Source organism: Paenibacillus germinis (genome assembly GCF_013141785.1).
Lineage (GTDB): Bacteria > Bacillota > Bacilli > Paenibacillales > NBRC-103111 > Paenibacillus_E > Paenibacillus_E phytorum.
The window spans coordinates 172,923-191,010 of the sequence record NZ_WHOC01000045.1; the positions used below are offsets into that span (position 1 = coordinate 172,923).

Below are 18,088 nucleotides of genomic sequence, written 5' to 3' on the forward strand. Positions count from 1 at the left end.
ACCATCCTCCTTTCAAGCTTCAGATAGTCCAATGCTACGAATCGGATCTGCGTGTTGCCTCAAGAGGAGCCCCCCGTAAGGAACGTTTAGGCAGTTTCCATTTATAAAAGACCGATAACATTCTCAGAACCACGATTAGCACAAATAGGACAGCTAAATGCCAAGCGCCTTGCGTCCATCCAAGTCCGACCAACGCGCCTGCCAGCATGCCCCAAACGGCATAAATTTCATCCTTGAGCACGAGCGGCTTGCGTCCTGCTAATACATCCCGAACCATCCCTCCGCCAATTCCTGTCAGAACTGCGGCAACAATAATGGCACTAAGCGGATGTCCCATATTCGTTGCATACAGCGCACCCTGGATGGAAAAAGCAGCCAAACCAATCGCATCAAAGAAAGCTTCCCAAGTTTTCCATAATCGGATATATCGAACTGGCATAAAAAACACAAGTGTCATTGCAAACAAAGCAATTTGAAAATATAGACCTTGCTCCCATAACAGGACGATCGGTTTACCGATCAGTAAGTTTCGTATGACTCCGCCGCCGAAAGCCGTAACAAGTCCGAGTACATAGACGCCTAATATATCATATTCTTCTTCCATCGCAACTATGGCACCACTCACCGCGAATGCTATCGTTCCAATGATACTAAATAACTCCCAATTCACTTCCTGCAGCCCCTGTCTACTCGATGTCCCAGTCCAATTTCACTTCATTACCCGTTTGCGACGAACGGTAGATCGCATCCAAGATCAAGTTATTCGTATACCCCGTCATGACGGATGTTAACGGCTGTAAGCCGCTCTCGATACACGACAAGAAATGTCTCGCCATACGGACACGAGGTCCTTCATCAAATTCAGGCACCGTAAGGTCAATATCAGCTTCGCGGTCGAACATTTCTGCGAACAGCTTCCCTTTCGTCCCACGAATCGAGGCCCCGCCTTCGCTTCCAAGCAGCTGAACATAAGGTTGGTTATCTGTTTCAATGAGAGCTGCCCAACTTACATCCAGAGATAAGGTAGCGCCATTGTCAAATTTAATCAGAGCCGTTGCCAAATCCTCCACATCATATTGACCATCCCAGTTGGGTGCCCCCCATGATCCAATCCCTTTTTTACGCGGACCGAATTCAGCATAGGTCGCTCCATAGACCGAGACAGGTTTCGGATTCCCCATCAAATATAAAGATAAATCCAACATATGCACACCAAGATCAATTAGTGGTCCTCCACCGGATTTCCCCATTTGTGTAAACCAAGTTCCCCAGCCTGGAATCCCTTTGCGTCTTAACCAGCCTGCTTTTGCATGATAAATGTGGCCAAGCGCACCTTTCTCGACCTGCTGTTTCACAGCTAGTGATAAGGCATCCCAACGTAGTTGGTGCGGAATCATCAGAACTTTACCCGCTTTGCGCTCCGCTTCAACAATTTGTTTTGCCGAAGCAAGATTTAATGCCATGGGTTTCTCGAGCATGACGTGCTTACCGGCCTCTAGCGCTTGTATCGCGATAGGCGCATGCCATTCATTAGACACAGCGATGATTACCGCATCTATAGATGGGTCCGAGAGCAGCTTGTCCGTACTTTCATAAACACGTTCAATGTTATGTTCTTTTGCTCTAGCTTCAGCAAGTGGCAAATATACATCTGTAACGGCGGTGATTTCGGCCTCCGGTACTTTTTTCAGCACTTCCATATGTACATTTCCGATATTTCCGGAACCTATTATACCTATACGAATTGGCTTTCCAGCTGTCATTTCTATATCCTCCAGAACGTGTTTAGATTTCAATCTTTCTTATTATAAATGTGGTTATCCTTCGCCGCAACAGCCAATCTCTTGTGCTCAAATTAATCTTTGAGGAACTGGCCCTCTAGAGCTATTCTTTACATATAATAAATTGCTAAAACTTTTTTAATAGTTTGACCCTAACATATCTAACATTTGAAATGTATCCTTAATGTGTAGACCAGATGTAATGAAAGCGTATGAAGTTAGTTTTCCCAAAGGAAGACTCGAAGGAGGGCTTAACATGCAAGCATTAACCATTAGATTCAAAAACAAATCCATCCCCGTGCTTAATTTCACACATAAACGATCACATATGGAACTGTTGTCCAGTAAACTTAAGGAACTTGAGCTGAATTTTGAATTTCGCAAAAAATTAAAAATGATCTCGATGATCGAGATCATTGGTGATGTCGCCATTTTCAAATATAACGACGGCACGAAATTGTATCTAGAAGTTTCTTAATCTTTCGTTGGAAAATATTCTTTCTGTAACTGATCAAGCTCCTGCAGAGAGCGCCCAGCCCACGCTTCCATGTCCGACAGCTTACTGATTTGCGTGAGTAGCGCTCTCTTCAGAGAATCTTGGTAATCCGGAATCTGACCTGCATAAGGACGTATGGTGGAAATAGGAATTAAGGCAATTTCTTGATAAGACAACGCTCGTCGTTGATGAAAAAAAGCTACACTTGGATCCATCGGGTTATGTAAATCCCCCTGTGTTGGGTGCTCTTTTACAGCCAGAATGCGGACTGCCGCTTTCATCGAACTGCTTACCTCTACAACCTCACCAAAATAAGCTCCTGTTTTATACTCAGCGGTTACGCGATCTCCTATTTGAAAATTACTCATTCGTCAACAACTCCATTCTTCTCAAATTCACATGCGGTTAAGTGGCAGCAGTTTAAGATACAGCTCATCCACCGATTGCATGCGGTATATAAATTCTTTCTCTTTTCCCTGTTCTATGATGACTATACATGGTACACTGCTAATTTGCCATTCGCGAGTAATTTGCGGAAGAAAGTTAATATTGCACTTTACAAGTGGTAAAGCAGGCATCATTGTCATAATGATGTCTAACATCCGCTCCGTCACTTTGCATGTACCGCAAAAAGGTGTATACAAAAAAACAGCGAACGAACCTTCCTGCGAACTGCTTATTCGCTCTAACAGTTCCTGCTCAGTTAATTCCTGCATACTAGCTCCCTCTTTCATCCAACCAAGCTAAACTATCTACAGCATACGCGATGAGATGAGGGAAATCATCAATCTGACTTTCATCTACTTTGCGTCCGAAGGATAATGTGATTTGATTATGATAAGAAATTGGATGTAGGCCATATTCATAGGAAAGTAGCTGAATGACTTGGGGACGCTGCTCCCAAATGGCACCTAATTGCTCTTCGATATAAGGGCACTCGATATCTGGGTCCTTAACTTTGGTGAATAGCTTAATGGTCAACGTACAGCCTGGCTTGGCTGTTGGATTTTCTAAAATTTCAGCTGCTAAATCACTCAAATGAACATGCAGATTAATTTCGGCTTTGCTTGGTTTATCGATCTTTCGGGCAAATTCAATCGCATAAGTGCGTGACATCGAGGATAGATCAACTTGATCCTGCCGCCGTGTGATGATTATTTTACCGTCCAAATCCAAGTCATAGACAGCTCCCTCAAGCACAACTTTAATATTGTCATAAATCGTTGGATCAAACATCCCCTACACCTTCTTTCATCTTTTCTTAGATTCGATTATACTAAAAGCATACCACGTAAAGAAGGTGTTCCTATGTCAGACAAGCCTGAAGATCAACTGGGCGAAGAACAAGGCCCAAAAAAAGTTAGTTTAGCTGACGCCATTAAGCAGAAACTAGCCCAGAAGAAAGCGGATCAAGCCGCTGCACGCGCAAACCCGAAACAAGCTGGAAACAATAATCAAAGCGGTAAAAGTCAAATGACTAAAAAAGTAAACAATCAACGCCGTCGTACTGGCGGCAGCTAAACGTCGCTTTGCGTAGGCAAAAGCGCCCTGAGAGTAATACGTCAGGGCGCTTTTCATTTATAATTACGCGTATTGCGCTTCGCGTTGTTTTTGAACATCTTCGCTTTCTAGGTATTCATCATAGGTGAACATTTTATCGATGAGTCCTTTAGGCGTGATTTCCATAATGCGTGTAGCAATCGTTTGGATGAACTGATGGTCATGGGAGACGAATAGAATCGTTCCGTCGAAGTCAACTAGACCATTGTTAAGTGCTGTAATGGACTCCAAATCCAAATGGTTCGTAGGCTCATCAAGAATGAGGACATTGGATCCGCTTAGCATCATTTTGGAGAACATGCAGCGTACTTTCTCTCCACCCGATAGCACGTTTGCTTTCTTCAGCGCTTCTTCGCCTGAGAATAGCATACGGCCTAGGAAGCCGCGCAAGAAGGATTCATCTTGGTCTTTGGAGTATTGACGAAGCCAGTCCACCAAAGTTAAATCAGAATTGAAATAGTCTTGGCTGTCTTTAGGGAAGTAAGCTTGGGAAGTTGTAATCCCCCATGTGTACGTACCCTCATCAGCTTCCATTTCACCCATTAAGATTTTGAATAGCGTCGTTTTGGCGATGCCATCCGGACCAACAAAGGCAACTTTATCCCCTTTATTGATAGTAAACGATATGTTGTCTAACACTTTAACACCATCAATCGTTTTGGACAATTTCTCAACAGCCAGCAGCTGCTTACCAGCTTCACGCTCACCTTTGAAGTGAATGAACGGATATTTACGGCTGGATGGTCTAATATCTTCAAGAGTAAGCTTCTCGAGTTGTTTTTTACGGGATGTAGCTTGTTTCGATTTGGAGGCATTCGCGCTAAAGCGTGCGATAAAGGCTTCCAACTCTTTACGTTTTTCTTCCGTTTTCTTGTTCGCGTCTCTCGTCAAACGAAGTGCCAGTTGGCTGGACTCATACCACCAGTCGTAGTTACCGACATACATTTGAATTTTACCAAAATCAATATCCGCAATATGCGTACATACTTGGTTCAGGAAGTGACGATCATGGGATACAACGATAACAGTGCCTTCAAAGCGGGAAAGGAAGTTCTCCAGCCAACGAATGGACTCTAAGTTCAAATGGTTGGTAGGCTCATCCAGTAGCAAAATATTCGGATTACCGAACAAGGCTTGCGCTAAGAGGACACGTACTTTTTCATTACCATCAAGGTCTTTCATTTTCGTGTCATGAATAGAAGTCGGGATACCGAGACCGATGAGAAGCTCAGCTGCATCCGATTCTGCCTGCCAGCCATCTAGATCCTGGAATTCACCTTCGAGTTCAGCTGCCTTCATGCCATCTTCTTCTGTAAAATCAGCTTTGGCATACAAAGCATCTTTCTCTTCCATAATTTTAAACAAGCGAGCATGACCCATCATGACGGTTTTCAACACTTCGATTTCGTCAAACTCGTAATGATTTTGTTTCAAAACAGCCATTCTTTCACCAGGTGTAATGCTGACTTCGCCTGTGTTAGGCTCAATCTCACCGGAAAGAATTTTCAGAAAAGTTGATTTACCGGCACCATTTGCTCCGATAAGTCCGTAGCAGTTACCCGGCGTAAATTTGATATTGGCGTCCTCGAATAGGGCTCTCTTGCCGTAACGAAGCGTCACGTTATTAACATTAATCATGTTTATTACATACCTGCCTTTATAGTAGTTTGTTCTATCATATCATATATAGGGATCTTTAATCGAAGATTAAAGTCTCTCCTTTTTGGGATCCCTAATCGAAGAGCGAAGTCTCTCCTACTTGTTTCGTTCTATTTCCTCTAGCAACTCGGATAAATAAGTCCATCTTTCCATCGCCGCTTCCAGATCCAAAGCTGTTTGCTGCTCTTGCTCATATAGATCGCGAACACGGTCAAAGTCGCTGCCAGCCTCTTCGATTTGCTTTTTCAAGCTTGCCGCTTTGTCTTCCAGAGAAGCTATAGTACCCTCAATTTCGTCCCATTCCTTCTGTTCTTTGAACGTTAGCTTCTTAGGACGGTTCGCATTCGATGTGCCTCCTGCTGCTGCAGGACTACTAATAACGGCTGCTGTAGTTGTGTTGGAACCACCATTAGACTTGGCAGAGCTTGCATTGCGTATCAACTCTTTCCGAGTCTGATCAGCCTCTGCCTGCTCCTGCTTCTCTTCCAAGTAATCGGAGTAGTTACCAATGTAAGGCTCGATCTGGCCTTTGCCATCAAAAGCAAATAGATGCGAAACCGTACGATCCAAAAAGTATCGATCATGGGAAACCGTTATAACGGCACCAGGAAATTGATCCAGATAATCTTCCAGTATGGTCAAAGTTTGGATATCCAAGTCGTTGGTCGGCTCATCCAGAAGCAGTACGTTGGGTTCTCCCATAAGTGTGCGGAGCAAATAAAGTCTGCGCCGTTCACCGCCGGAGAGCTTTCCGATTGGCGACCACTGAAGTGTTGGCGAGAAGAGGAAGCGTTCGAGCATTTGCGACGCCGAAATGGTCTCACCATCAGCTGTGCGGATCTGCTCCGCAGCCTCTTTGATGTACTCGATGACGCGCATCTTCTCATCCATCTCGACGTTCTCTTGCGTGTAGTAGGCAAGCTTCACGGTCGTGCCGGTCTCGATCGTCCCACTGTCGGGCTGAATACGCCCGGCGAGCATGTTCAGCAGCGTCGATTTGCCGCTGCCGTTCGGACCGATAATGCCGAGGCGATCCCTCGGCATCACGATATAGCTGAAGCCGCTCAGCAGCGGCTTCCCGCTCTCGAAAGCCTTGGTGACGTCTTCCAGCTCCATCACCTTCTTGCCAAGACGGCTGCCAGCCAGCGCCATGTCAAGCTTCTCCCCGGGACCATCCACCTTGCGGTCCCGCAGTTCCTCGGCGCGCCCAATACGCGCCTTCTGTTTGGTCGTGCGCGCCTTCGCGCCGCGACGAAGCCAAGCCAGCTCGCGGCGCAAAAGATTCTGCCGCTTATCTTCGCTGGATGCTTCAGACTCCATCCGCTCCGACTTCTTCTCGAGGAACCACTCGTAGTTCCCCTCGTAGCTGTAGATCTTCCCCCGGTCCAGCTCCAGAATGCGGGTGGTTACCCGCTCTAGGAAGTACCGGTCATGGGTAACGAGCAGCAAGGCTCCGCGCCATTTGCTGAGGAACTCCTCGAGCCATATGGCCGTCTCGTTATCAATATGGTTCGTCGGCTCATCGAGGATGAGCAGGTCGGCGGGCTGAATGAGAACGCGCGCCATGGCAACGCGTTTGCGCTGACCGCCGGACAGCTGGCCGACGGGCTTGTCGAACTCGCTGATGCCTAGCTTCATCAGCACGGTTTTGGCCAAGGTGCTGGCTTCCCAGGCACCTTGCTCATCCATGCGCGACTGGGCGCTGAACAGTCGCGTTTGTTTTTTCTCGTTGGAGGCGTCCAGCTCCAACTCAGCAAGTGCTAGCTCATAGTCGCGAAGCGTCTTCATGAGCGGCGTATCGCCGTGGAATACTTGCTCTAGAACCGTAGAGTTCGGATCGAACTCCGGGTTCTGCGGTAAGTATTCCACACGGAAATGGTTCGCGTGCACGAGCTTGCCGCGATCCGCTGTTTCCAGCCCCGCTAGCAGCTTCAGCAGCGTGGATTTGCCTGTTCCGTTCACGCCAATGAGACCGATGCGCTGCTTCTCGTTCACCGTGAACGAAATATCATCGAACAACACCTTGTCGCCAAATGTTTTGGTTATATTGACTGCACTAAGTATATTCATGCGTGGGCTGGCTCCATGATATAGGCCGCAAGAAGAGCTGCTGTATTCACTACAGCATCCATATGCGTTCTTTCCATGCTATGTGACGCATGAACACCTGGTCCCACCAATGCAGCACGAATATCGCGTCCACCTCTAAGTGCGGCAGATGCATCTGAACCGTAGCGTGGATAAATATCAACGGCATAGCCGATTTCCAGCTTCTCGGCCAGTTCAATCATTTTCGAAGTCATTTGATAATCATAAGGACCTGAGGAATCCTTCGCGCAAATCGATACATCACGCTCGCTTCCGCTCAAGTCATCACCAAGGGCACCCATATCTACAGCAATAAAATCTGTAATATCGTCAGGGATGAAGGAAGAACCATGACCAACCTCTTCATAATTGGAGAAGAACAGCTTGATCGTAAATTCAGGCTTCAAGCCCTCATCTTTGATCAGCTTTAAGAGCCCAAATAAGGAAGCAACACTCGCCTTATCATCCAAATGACGTGATTTCACGAAGCCATTTTCCTTCACTTGTACGCGCGGATCGAACGAAATATAATCTCCCACCCGAATGCCAAGATCTTGTACCTCTTTCTTGGACTTTACAAGCTCATCAATACGCACTTCCATGTTGGCTTCATCCCGTTTATACTCTCTGGCGTCTTCATACACATGCACTGATGGCCTCGAAGTTAGGATAGTTCCATCATAAACACGTTCATCGCGCGTATGAATTTGAACATATTCATTTTCAATAGCGCCCATCATAAAGCCGCCCAATGAAGTGATTTTCAAAGTGCCATTATCTTTGATCGAACGCACCATAGCGCCGAGTGTATCCACGTGCGCAGAAATGCCAATGACACGATTTTGGCTGGTACCTGGTATCGTCACAATACCGCAGCCCTTATTCGTATATGTAAGCTCGAATCCGAGCTTATTCACTTCTTGTTCAACTTTTTGCATAATGTGGTGCGTGTAACCTGTTGGGCTAGGAGTCCGCAGCAGGAGCTCTAAAATTTCTGTCATATAAGCTTTATTTAAGTTCGTTTTCACTCGGGATTCCTCCCTTTTCTATTTATTAGATTTCCTCTAAAGACATGAGAAAACCTCTACCCTCGGCCATTCAAAGATGAGCGACCGCGTTTAGAGGTAGGTTTTATCGCCAATAAGAAAGCGGTTTTCGTGATCCGAAAACTTATACTTTCTTATGTGGTAAAAAACAGTGCAGCCTAGAATTCATAAGCAAGCCCATGACATAAGTCACAAACAAGTCTCCTCTAGTGATACTACACTGTTCCCCTATGTTTTTCAAACTAGATTAGCTTACAAAATCAACACAAATGGACGTTCCATCAAGAACTGTCTTCATATGGGCCTTCACTTCTTCATGAATGGGATGCGTGTCATATACCTTGAGATCCTCTAAGGAATCGAATTTGGTAATCAAAGCAATATCATACGAACGTTCTAGATGCAAAATATCGGTTCCAACTTCGATATGCCGCAGGACCGGGATTTTACCTTCCATGTTCGTAAGTACAGCCTTGGTTACTTCAACCGCTTCCGGACTGCGATCTTTGAGCTTAAAAAACACAACGTGAGTTAACATGAATGAAATCCCCCTAATTGGTTACTTTTGCAGACCATTCTTCAACATCCCACACTCTTGTTACCCAACCTTCATAAAATTCAGGTTCGTGACAAACGAGCAGAACGGTACCTTTATATTCTTTCAAAGCCCTTTGAAGCTCTTCTTTGGCAACAACGTCCAAATGGTTCGTAGGCTCATCGAATAACAACCAGTTACTTTCTCTCATCAGCAGTTTACAAAGCCTAACTTTCGCTTGTTCACCACCGCTAAGCTTACCCATAGCACGTGTGATGTGCTCATTTTTGAGCCCGACTCGGGCAAGTGCTCCTCTGACTTCATTCTGAGTCATCGAAGAGAACTCGTTCCATACGTCGTCGATCGGTGTCATGCTCGGTGCTTTTACCTCTTGTTCAAAATAGGCAGGACTCAAGTAGTCCCCGCGGTATGTTTTGCCGTTGAAAGGCTCAAGCTTACCCAGAATCGTTTTGAGAAGTGTAGATTTCCCTACACCATTGCATCCGACAATAGCAATTTTCTCGCCGCGCTCAATCGTTACATTCATCTTCGGTAAAAGAGGGCGATCATAACCGATTTCCAAGTTTTCCGCCTCAAAAACAACTCTGCTGCTTGAACGTGATTCCTTGAACACAAAAGTCGGCTTCATAGCCGTCTCCGGACGTTCAATTCGATCAATCTTATCAAGTTGTTTTTCCCGGCTCTTGGCACGGGTTGAAGTTGACGCCCGCGCTTTATTTCGCGCGATGAAATCTTCTTGTTTTTTAATGTACTCCTGCTGCTTTTCATAAGCATCAATATGCTGAGTTTTGTTCATTTCAGCCATATCCAGGAATTTCTCATAATTTGCCGTATAACGTGTCAGCTTCGTGAATTCCAAGTGGTATACCACATTAACGACTTCATTCATAAATTCAGTGTCATGTGAAATCAACATAAAGGCAAACGGATAATCTTTAAGGTACATTTTCAACCATTCAATATGCTCAACATCCAAATAGTTGGTGGGCTCATCTAAGAGAAGAACAGTCGGTTTCTCCAAAAGCAGTTTAGCCAAAAGAACCTTGGTCCGTTGTCCACCGCTTAGGGAAGTAACATCACGGTCTAAACCAATGGCATTAAGTCCAAGACCGTTACCCATTTCTTCGATTTTCACATCCAGCATATAGAAACCGCCGATATCCAAACGCTCTTGAATTTCGCCCATTTGCTCCAGAAGAACCTCAAGCTCTTCCGGTGTGGCATCACCCATTTTCTCGGTAATCACCATCATCTCCTTCTCCGCTTCAAAGAGAGGAAGAAAAGCATCGCGCAGAATATCGCGAATGGTTTTGCCTGGTTCTAACACGGAATGCTGGTCCAAATATCCATAATGAACACGCGGCGTCCATTCAACCTTACCTGTATCTTTAAGAACTTTTCCGGTTAATATATTCATTAACGTGGATTTACCCACGCCATTTGCTCCAACAATACCGACACGCTCGCCAGCGAGCAGACGGAAGGATACATTTTTAAATAACGTACGATCTCCAAAGCTATGGCTTAAATCTTCAATTGTCAAAAGACTCATCTCGTAATTCCAAACTCCTGTCTATTTCGAAGATAATCGCACATACTCGCGACTTCTTATTATAACACTGCTTATGCAAGACAGGAATAGGTAAATTCATCTGGGAAGCGTATTCATTGGCTTTTATACAAAACTATGCAGAAAAACGTCCCCCTTGGGACGTCGCAGTTAATGCCAAATGATCGTGATATTGTTTTAATCTCACAATCGAAATTTAATCTCCTGCCGCACAATTCGTATCTCGTCTCCATCCTTCAACAGGTAGGACTGATAAGCAACTAATGGTTCGCCATTTAAATATGTCCCATTCGTTGATCCTGTATCTTTAATCACATAACCCTCTTCATTCTTAATTATTTCAGCATGTACTCTGGAAGCTCCCGCTTCTTCCAAAACATAATCGACCTTCAAACTAGCATCGCCTCTACCCATAGTAAAATGATCGTTATTGAGAGAAACGGATTTAGTAATGCCTTCAATTTGCCATTCTATCCTGGCTCCTAACGGTTGATTCATTAGCCGGCCAAGGAAAACCGTAGCGTTTGGCTTTTTGTGAGTGAGCAAGGTTGTATGCATATGTAAATTTTGATAATAATTTTGGATATTGGTCGATTCAGGTAATGGTGCTTCTAGCTTTAGATCCTGCTGCTTTTCTACAACCGGGAAGATGGGCAGGTTAACACCATTGCTTCCTTTTGTGTATCGTAGAAAGCGCGGTAATCCTAAAAATCGAATAACAAACCAAACAGTCATGAGTAGAATCGAGATTCCTGAGGTTATTTGCAAAGTATCTGTAGATGGGTATGTTAAATAATTCTGCCAAAGAAACGCGGTTAGTAGAATAACAACTGCAAGGACTATCGTTCGTGACCGACCCGATAAAGTGATAAAGGAAACCGGGCTTCCCAGTCCTTCATTCATTTTCGGAACACTATTGGGCTGCAGCAGCTCTTCAATTGATGTGTCTATCCGAACTTGCTGCTGTTCTTCATCCCTCTTCCAAAGTGGCTTAGGCAACCCATTTTCTTTTACAGGAGACATTTGCGTACTAGGACGAATTTCTGGAACTTGCTCGTTATCATGATTAGATGTCAGATCAGTTTCTAATACAAGTGGTTGTTCATCCATTAGAGCAAGCAGTTTCTCCTTGTACCCTTGTAGGCTATGTACCTGCGAGAATGACTCCATCCATGAAACTACCACGCTCCTCTCATTATCGTTCATTTTCTGTGAGAGTTGTTTCATCAGGTACTCAAGCGAATTGAAGACAGATTCTTCATCATTAATAGATTCAAGCGGCACATAAGTTAGATACACATCCGACCAATCACTGCCAATGAAGATGAAATTATCTTTCAAAACGTATCCTGATTCAAAAAGCATGTAATTTTTACTTTCTCCTAGTGCACAAACAATTGCATACATGAGCTTTGCAAAATGCTGTTTAGACAACCCCTCCACCTTTAAAACATGGGCCAGCATTCGTTTAGCCGACAAGTTATACAGTAAACTGATGCGGAAATCCACCTCTTGTATTTCTAGCGGTAGAAGGTTCGGTACATCGTTGGCTTCAAGCATCCTGACCTGCAAAGTCGAGAGATTCTTTGAATCCATTCCATCTTCCTTATACAACACCATGTAATGACCATGTCGATATACAAATTCATAACGAAGTCCAAATACTTCTTGCGTCATGGATTCACCTCTCTCATAAAAACGAATAATACCAAGTCAATGCAACGCCAGGTACAACTGCATACATAAACGGAAATTTCATGTTTTTTTGATGTTTCATACCTAACAGACTGTCCATATCTTGACATACAACAATTGAAACTATCCATGTGGCAAGTTTATGACCTGTTTTTATCATCTGTTTACGGATAAGAAGCAAAATAAGTCCGATTACACCTGCACATAAAATCGCGTAAAGCATCGATTGAAGGACGAATGTAAATCCCATCATTGCCCCAATTGCAGCAAAAAGCTTTACATCACCTGCTCCTAGAGCACCAAAAAAATAAAGCAAAAGCAGAGCCGTAAAACCAGTTATTGCACCAATCACAGCAAAAAACACACCACTCCAACCCTCCGTGCATGCGTGAAATATGAAGCCAATCATTGTTCCACAGAAAGTAACCTTGTTTGGGATCAGTGATTTACGTGCATCTATCACAAATGCAATGACTATAAGAATAAATAAGATCAAATGAATCAAAGGAAAAAGGTCCCTCCTAAAGTTTTCTTAACGTTATTAGGCGCCTACCCATGCCCGCTCAAAAGCCTTTTTCTTCAATATTATCGTGTGACTTATAAACGGCAGCGGAAGCTTGTAAGTCATTTGAGCTTCTATACCAAAAAAAGCATTGCCACCGCTTTCCATACTCGGGAGGGTCACAGAAATGACCTTAAATTTCTCTTTCTTCATGATTGATTGATTACAAAATGCATAAACAATCGGTGTGAAAGCAGCATGAATGCGCGGTTTAACTTGACTTTCGTAAAGCTCGTCCAGCTCTTCTTGAGCCTTCCCCTCTCCTAATTCACGCTTTTCTTTTTCCCATTTAACAAGTTCCAGGAGTGAATTCGGAATGAAAGCGGCATATTCATCGGCCAGATTCTCAGTGTTCTTCACTTGATCTCGAGCCGTTTGTACGCGATCTACAACTGAATTCATCATTTCAGCTGCTTGGCTTTGATCGAATTTCGATTTTGCTTCTTGGACTAGAAGCCTTACAGGGTATAATTGACCGGCAACCGACTTTGTTGCCTCCGTTACCCCTGCTTGCAGCTCCATTTCTAATACGGCAATCTGAATACATATGATCAGACCAATCACAAAAGCTAAAAAGAAAGGGAGCACCAAAGAAGCCTCAAGCACCATGCCGCCTTTTTGCTCTTGGTGAAACTTTCGAAGCATAAACAGTCCCCTTTTCGTCAATAAGCTACGGCTGAAGTACTGCTGAATCGGCATCGATTCCCTTGCACTTTACAACCTAGTAACCCAGTTCCATCTAGCAGCTTCATGATTTGAGGTATAAACCACAACCTCACTTCGCTTGATCCATTCCCCTGAATATACGTCGTTTCTTGAACCAAATCCTTACCTGTTTCCAGTTCGATAAGTGCCTGCATTCTAGCCATAAGTTTCGTATTATTACTGTGTAAAAGCAGAAAAATGCGTAAATAGTCTTTGTACGTCAAACTCAAAGCTGATGTAGTGATTTTCGCAGATAACTCAACAGCTTCACCTTTTGTTAGTTTATTCATGTCTTGAAAAGCTTCCAACGCGCCTTCCGCGGCAGCAGCCAAGAGCACAAGTAAGGGGGAGCCTATACCGAGCAGCTCTTTTTTCGGATCCAGGAGTGCCTCGACTGTGCGGATCGCCATCCGGAATGCAAACATTTCCGCATAGGCGGACGAAATATTAGCAACGCAGGAAGAAAATCCATATAACAGATACTCCACCTCTTGATTTGCCAACTTATGCTTTCCTGGATCCACCAGCTCATTGGATAATTTGGGCTGACCCGCAGGGTCTTTTTCCAATCCATATGTTCGGTAATTAAATTTCGTAAGGGCAAATTCATTCACATAAAGCTCATTTCTCATTGATTCCGCCGCGTTATTAAACGCCTCAAGCATCCCCATCGCTTTTAAGCTAACAGGTTCTGGTTTCTCTAAATCATAAGCAACCTCGTTTCCGATCATTGTATCTTGAACATTAGCTTCTCGATACTTTTGGTACAATCCTCTCTCACCCGCTGTCTGTCCGGCATCACCCTGAAGGCGGTTGTATAGATCAGTCTCTGTACTCTGAGTATTCGGCAAGCTGCAAGAACCGATTGATTGTTTCGCTTGATCCAAGATGGCTTGAATCTTGTTTTTTTGCTGACGCTTATTCGTTGCCGTTGCCTCATTTTTGTCCATTCTTGTTTTTTCCAAAACACTTTGCAGTTTATTGAATTCACTAGATTCAGAAAAATAAGCATTATTCGCTAGGTTTGCTCTGCTTGTATTATCAGATGTGTATAAATATACGGAATCAATAACTTCTTGGAACGAAGTAAATAACGCAGTTATGCTGGCTATGGCTGTCTGATATCTGTAGAAATAATCATCACCCATAACAGGAACATTTTGAAACACTTCATAGGCACCAGCGTTTCCACCTTGAGATCCACTTCCCGAACTTTGATTTATCCCATTTAATTTCGTACGTATCTCGTCATTTCGCTGCTTTGCTAATCGTAGAGCTGGTTCAATTGTTTGCTGTAATAGCTGGATTTCTCTCCCGTTAGCCGGAACTTCCAGCTTTGTAGCAGCTAGGAGAGCTGCGTACTTAATGATCAGTTGCAACAACGCTTCTAGCTCATTTAACTTCTGGGCGAAGACCTGTGCCTGAGACCCTAATACTTGTTTAGAAGCTGCGAGGGATTGTATGCTCGCCACTGCGCCAGGTCCAGCTTGGCTTAGCGCTGCTATTGACATATCCAGATCCCGTATGGAATCTTGAATGGATCTCAACTGATTTTTCACATCTACGATTTCGCTTCTCACTTCTTCTGCTGTATGAATTCCGATTTGGGCAGCTAATTCGTCTAATTCGGTGATGCGTTTTTGATAATAAGCATGATACTTCGCTATTTTTTCTATCAGCTCTTCGCTGCTCTGCCAAGCTTCATCAAGCGCGCTTTCTCTTTGATCAATGAGTTTTTCAAGCTCTGCCGCTTCATTCGAAAACTGAGACCCAAGGTGAAAAGGGGCTTTTGTCCCGCTTTTCCGAAACTTATCGGTAATTTCAAGTGTATACTCGATGGGAGCCTTGATCTTCATATCCTCCAGTACCTGCCGCTCAAAAATCGCATGACTGGCCAATGTGTACACTGGGGTAACACGCATGCCATTCTCTACGGGTCTTGTATCCACATAATGAAATGCTCCTGGAGACACTTCACCTGACAAATTGCTTGCAAATACCTTCCGGAATAACGCCTCCGTTTCTTCCTGCGAAATGCCAAGACCATAGAGTCCCATCGCTTGCAGATCTGTATCATAAGCTGACATAACCGATCGCGCCGCTGCTTTGACCGCTGATTCCGTTTCTTTTTCAGCTAGCTTAATTCTTGCGAAATCAATGAGTACAGCTTGAAATAAGAAAATGGGCACAATGATGAGAATCAGATAGACAGACACTGCGCCTCTCTCTGAACGAACGAATTTCCTCAAAAACTCCCCCCTTTCTAATTATGGATGACAACTACAATGCCTTTGCGCTCCAGCTCCTTGCGAAATGAATTAGATGGCATTCCTTTGCCGCTGGCATCTTTTTTGAAAAAGTGCCACACGATGCCCTTCACTTGTGTTCTTTGATCAAGGAGCTCTATATCCTTAGGCATTTGCTCAGTGCGAAGCTGAAATTCCGTCATATTGTAAAAAGCCTGATGACCAATACCTCGAGCATCCAGCGCATCTACCGTTCTGCTTTTTCCTGATGTTGTCGTCAAAATGACCTCTGTACCCCCAACCAGTGATTTCAAATATGCCGCGGCTTGACGCTCTGATTTGATCGACACACTAGGGCCAGACAAGTTATCCTGAATAGGTTCTACGAGTGCCTCTCTCGCCTTTTGAGGGGAAATTCGGCCTTTGATCGCTTTGAAATAAGTACGTGTAATATCCGTTAATCGGATAAGTTCAACAGACTCTACAACATGTGAAACGGCCCTGCCAGTTGTTTGCTCAGAATCCAACCATCTCTTTAGCTGCTTCGGCATAAGAAACGACTTTGTCAATTTCACCTCAACCTGATGGTCAAAAAGATAGTTAGCGTATTTTGCAGTTCCCGTCACTCCCTGAGGTAGTAATGCTGAGGATTTGGCAAGTTTGTTCTCCACGTGACCACTAGCACTGCCCGAGGGAATAATGACTTCTGTTGTGCCACTACCACTCAGCATTCCGAATAAATCTGTCACACTATCATGTGTAAGTCGCCAATATAGGCCATCTGTTTCACTGGGGTTATAGTTTCCAGTTACCAAATCTTTGTGGCTGTTATTCCAACTAAAGGCAAGACGCTCTGCCGCAGTCCTCGCAAGCTGCTGAACAAATACGTTCTGATACGCATACATACCCACAAAAAGAAGCGTAACCGTACAAAGTAGAATCAGCGGAAATACAAGAGAAGCTTCTAAAGTAAAGCTTCCTTCCTCATTAACTCGGAGACTCTGTAAACGCCTATGGCGCACAGCTAGTTGTTGGACTAGGCGCACAAGGAACAACCGCGCTGTTGTCTTTCAAATCAGAGTTGGCATCCCCAATTAACTTCTGAAACCACGAGACAATCCACTTTCTGAAAATGATAGCAATAGCTACAAGCACAGCAACGATCAATAAAATCTCCAAAGTACCTAATCCTTCTTCATCTTCCCAAAACTGTTTCAGCCAATCTAACGCTGTTTTCATCTCGACATACCTCCATTATTGTTTCATCATAAGTAAAGCTGGGGCCGCAACAATGACCATCACGACAACGAAAATGAGCACCATGGGAAATACAAGCTTAGATGATGCTTCTTCACCTAATGTTCGTGACACCGACTTCCTTCTTTGCCAAAGATCCAACGAAAGTGCGTGAAGCGCGACAACAAAATCGCTACCACCTCGCTTATAGTTCAGCAAAAGAGTAGAAGTAAACAAGGACACTTCATGAAGGGCACAGCGTTTGCTGAAATCCTCCATTACTTTTGCAAAAGATACATTCATCTCCAGCTCATGAACGGCTTGTGCCAGTTCTTTATAGAGTGGGGTTTGTGCTTTGTGCGGTCTGGCCTCTACACAGCGTATCCATGCCCGATTTACGGTCTCTCCTGCGTTTACGAGCAGCACTATTGTACTCAATATTTCAGGCAATTCAAGGATCATCAGCTGCTGCTTCTTGCGGATTTTCGCATCTAAATCACGTGCCATGATCAAGGGAATAATGGCAGTTGCTAGCAAACCAAACCCGAACAGAGAACTATCTCCTCCGGCCAGAATGGATAACAGAGTTAGGATTACTAAGCATAAGGTCGATGCTGAGATAAGCTCAGCGAGAAACCATTTGCTTCCATGTGCCGCGAAGCTTCTCCCATGCAGTGTGATTAATTTATGATGTACTTTTGCCGTAAAATCGGGTAATTTTTCCATTAAATTAAGCTTGTCTATGAGCAAGTAGCTGTAAGGCAACAGCAGCTTCATTTGGAACGGATAAGGGTGAGCTTTGATAAGCTCAGCATATTGCACTCGCCCCCATAGGAATAATAGGATACAAACGGCAATCTGAGTAATAAATACAATCGTGATCCACAT

At 44.3% G+C, this 18,088-nt stretch carries 19 protein-coding genes; 2 read left to right on the forward strand and 17 right to left on the reverse strand.

The features are described from left to right. Positions 1-34 precede the first annotated feature (34 nt). On the reverse strand, positions 35-670 hold the full coding sequence (locus tag GC102_RS09145) for a trimeric intracellular cation channel family protein (protein ID WP_171689224.1): 636 nt from the start codon (positions 668-670) through the stop codon (positions 35-37). A gap of 16 nt (positions 671-686) precedes the next feature. After that, complete coding sequence (locus GC102_RS09150) at positions 687-1,763, reverse strand: Gfo/Idh/MocA family protein (RefSeq protein WP_171689225.1); 1,077 nt, start codon at positions 1,761-1,763, stop codon at positions 687-689. 274 nt (positions 1,764-2,037) lie between these two features. Here GC102_RS09150 and GC102_RS09155 point away from each other — a divergent pair, with 274 nt between their 5' ends. Next, complete coding sequence (locus GC102_RS09155) at positions 2,038-2,259, forward strand: hypothetical protein (RefSeq protein WP_171647013.1); 222 nt, start codon at positions 2,038-2,040, stop codon at positions 2,257-2,259. Here the strand turns inward: GC102_RS09155 and kapB are convergent. The 3 genes from kapB to GC102_RS09170 are packed head-to-tail and all read right to left on the reverse strand — an operon-like array spanning position 2,256 to position 3,513. Next, entirely contained in the window at positions 2,256-2,645 is a 390-nt protein-coding gene (kapB, locus tag GC102_RS09160) for a kinase-associated lipoprotein KapB (RefSeq protein WP_171689226.1), read from the reverse strand. The two genes, GC102_RS09155 and kapB, sit on opposite strands and share 4 nt — an antisense overlap. A 27-nt stretch (positions 2,646-2,672) precedes the next feature. Continuing rightward, a complete protein-coding gene (locus tag GC102_RS09165) occupies positions 2,673-2,993 on the reverse strand; it encodes a thioredoxin family protein (protein WP_171689227.1) in 321 nt (106 codons plus the stop codon). 1 nt (position 2,994) lies between these two features. Next, positions 2,995-3,513, reverse strand: a complete 519-nt coding sequence (locus tag GC102_RS09170; protein WP_171689228.1) for a hypothetical protein — start codon at positions 3,511-3,513, stop codon at positions 2,995-2,997. A 72-nt stretch (positions 3,514-3,585) separates the two neighbouring features. Between GC102_RS09170 and GC102_RS09175 the strand changes: the two genes are divergently transcribed. Further along, a complete protein-coding gene (locus GC102_RS09175; RefSeq protein ID WP_047677062.1) occupies positions 3,586-3,798 on the forward strand; it encodes a hypothetical protein in 213 nt (70 codons plus the stop codon). Positions 3,799-3,861: 63 nt separating this feature from the next. On the opposite strand, the gene GC102_RS09180 is transcribed toward GC102_RS09175, so the two are convergent. The 12 genes from GC102_RS09180 to GC102_RS09235 all read right to left on the reverse strand — a co-directional run bounded on the left by GC102_RS09180 (position 3,862) and on the right by GC102_RS09235 (position 18,088). Beyond that, on the reverse strand, positions 3,862-5,475 hold the full coding sequence (locus tag GC102_RS09180; protein ID WP_171647021.1) for an ABC-F family ATP-binding cassette domain-containing protein: 1,614 nt from the start codon (positions 5,473-5,475) through the stop codon (positions 3,862-3,864). A 117-nt stretch (positions 5,476-5,592) separates the two neighbouring features. Next, positions 5,593-7,566 (reverse strand): ABC-F family ATP-binding cassette domain-containing protein, encoded by a 1,974-nt coding sequence (locus GC102_RS09185; protein WP_171689229.1) that lies wholly within the window; start codon positions 7,564-7,566, stop codon positions 5,593-5,595. Continuing rightward, a complete protein-coding gene (locus GC102_RS09190) occupies positions 7,563-8,612 on the reverse strand; it encodes a M42 family metallopeptidase (protein WP_312883208.1) in 1,050 nt (349 codons plus the stop codon). Before GC102_RS09190 ends, GC102_RS09185 begins: the two co-directional genes overlap by 4 nt. 265 nt (positions 8,613-8,877) lie before the next feature. After that, positions 8,878-9,168, reverse strand: coding sequence for a Dabb family protein (locus GC102_RS09195; protein ID WP_167054146.1), 291 nt, complete (start codon positions 9,166-9,168; stop codon positions 8,878-8,880). A 13-nt stretch (positions 9,169-9,181) separates the two neighbouring features. Continuing rightward, on the reverse strand, positions 9,182-10,738 hold the full coding sequence (locus GC102_RS09200) for an ABC-F family ATP-binding cassette domain-containing protein (protein ID WP_171689230.1): 1,557 nt from the start codon (positions 10,736-10,738) through the stop codon (positions 9,182-9,184). A gap of 201 nt (positions 10,739-10,939) precedes the next feature. Continuing rightward, a complete protein-coding gene (locus GC102_RS09205; RefSeq protein ID WP_171689231.1) occupies positions 10,940-12,433 on the reverse strand; it encodes a DUF6382 domain-containing protein in 1,494 nt (497 codons plus the stop codon). 13 nt (positions 12,434-12,446) lie between these two features. Continuing rightward, entirely contained in the window at positions 12,447-12,956 is a 510-nt protein-coding gene (locus GC102_RS09210; RefSeq protein WP_171689232.1) for an A24 family peptidase, read from the reverse strand. Between the two features lie 36 nt (positions 12,957-12,992). After that, entirely contained in the window at positions 12,993-13,658 is a 666-nt protein-coding gene (locus GC102_RS09215) for a TadE/TadG family type IV pilus assembly protein (RefSeq protein ID WP_171689233.1), read from the reverse strand. Between the two features lie 17 nt (positions 13,659-13,675). Then, positions 13,676-15,967, reverse strand: coding sequence for a hypothetical protein (locus tag GC102_RS09220; protein ID WP_171689234.1), 2,292 nt, complete (start codon positions 15,965-15,967; stop codon positions 13,676-13,678). 14 nt (positions 15,968-15,981) lie between these two features. Continuing rightward, entirely contained in the window at positions 15,982-17,010 is a 1,029-nt protein-coding gene (locus GC102_RS09225) for a TadE family protein (RefSeq protein WP_171689235.1), read from the reverse strand. Further along, positions 16,976-17,203, reverse strand: coding sequence for a Flp1 family type IVb pilin (locus tag GC102_RS09230; protein WP_171647036.1), 228 nt, complete (start codon positions 17,201-17,203; stop codon positions 16,976-16,978). Before GC102_RS09230 ends, GC102_RS09225 begins: the two co-directional genes overlap by 35 nt. Positions 17,204-17,218: 15 nt before the next feature. Beyond that, complete coding sequence (locus GC102_RS09235; RefSeq protein WP_171689236.1) at positions 17,219-18,088, reverse strand: type II secretion system F family protein; 870 nt, start codon at positions 18,086-18,088, stop codon at positions 17,219-17,221.

What these genes read in the sequence shown, in the direction of transcription:
- GC102_RS09150 (WP_171689225.1), bottom strand. Translation starts at nt 1,763, where the DNA reads ATGACAGCTGGAAAGCCAATTCGTATAGGTATAATAGGTTCCGGAAAT.
- GC102_RS09155 (WP_171647013.1), top strand. Translation starts at nt 2,038, where the DNA reads ATGCAAGCATTAACCATTAGATTCAAAAACAAATCCATCCCCGTGCTT.
- kapB (WP_171689226.1), bottom strand. Translation starts at nt 2,645, where the DNA reads ATGAGTAATTTTCAAATAGGAGATCGCGTAACCGCTGAGTATAAAACA.
- GC102_RS09165 (WP_171689227.1), bottom strand. Translation starts at nt 2,993, where the DNA reads ATGCAGGAATTAACTGAGCAGGAACTGTTAGAGCGAATAAGCAGTTCG.
- GC102_RS09170 (WP_171689228.1), bottom strand. Translation starts at nt 3,513, where the DNA reads ATGTTTGATCCAACGATTTATGACAATATTAAAGTTGTGCTTGAGGGA.
- GC102_RS09175 (WP_047677062.1), top strand. Translation starts at nt 3,586, where the DNA reads ATGTCAGACAAGCCTGAAGATCAACTGGGCGAAGAACAAGGCCCAAAA.
- GC102_RS09180 (WP_171647021.1), bottom strand. Translation starts at nt 5,475, where the DNA reads ATGATTAATGTTAATAACGTGACGCTTCGTTACGGCAAGAGAGCCCTA.
- GC102_RS09185 (WP_171689229.1), bottom strand. Translation starts at nt 7,566, where the DNA reads ATGAATATACTTAGTGCAGTCAATATAACCAAAACATTTGGCGACAAG.
- GC102_RS09195 (WP_167054146.1), bottom strand. Translation starts at nt 9,168, where the DNA reads ATGTTAACTCACGTTGTGTTTTTTAAGCTCAAAGATCGCAGTCCGGAA.
- GC102_RS09200 (WP_171689230.1), bottom strand. Translation starts at nt 10,738, where the DNA reads ATGAGTCTTTTGACAATTGAAGATTTAAGCCATAGCTTTGGAGATCGT.
- GC102_RS09205 (WP_171689231.1), bottom strand. Translation starts at nt 12,433, where the DNA reads ATGACGCAAGAAGTATTTGGACTTCGTTATGAATTTGTATATCGACAT.
- GC102_RS09215 (WP_171689233.1), bottom strand. Translation starts at nt 13,658, where the DNA reads ATGCTTCGAAAGTTTCACCAAGAGCAAAAAGGCGGCATGGTGCTTGAG.
- GC102_RS09230 (WP_171647036.1), bottom strand. Translation starts at nt 17,203, where the DNA reads ATGAAAACAGCGTTAGATTGGCTGAAACAGTTTTGGGAAGATGAAGAA.
- GC102_RS09235 (WP_171689236.1), bottom strand. Translation starts at nt 18,088, where the DNA reads ATGTGGATCACGATTGTATTTATTACTCAGATTGCCGTTTGTATCCTA.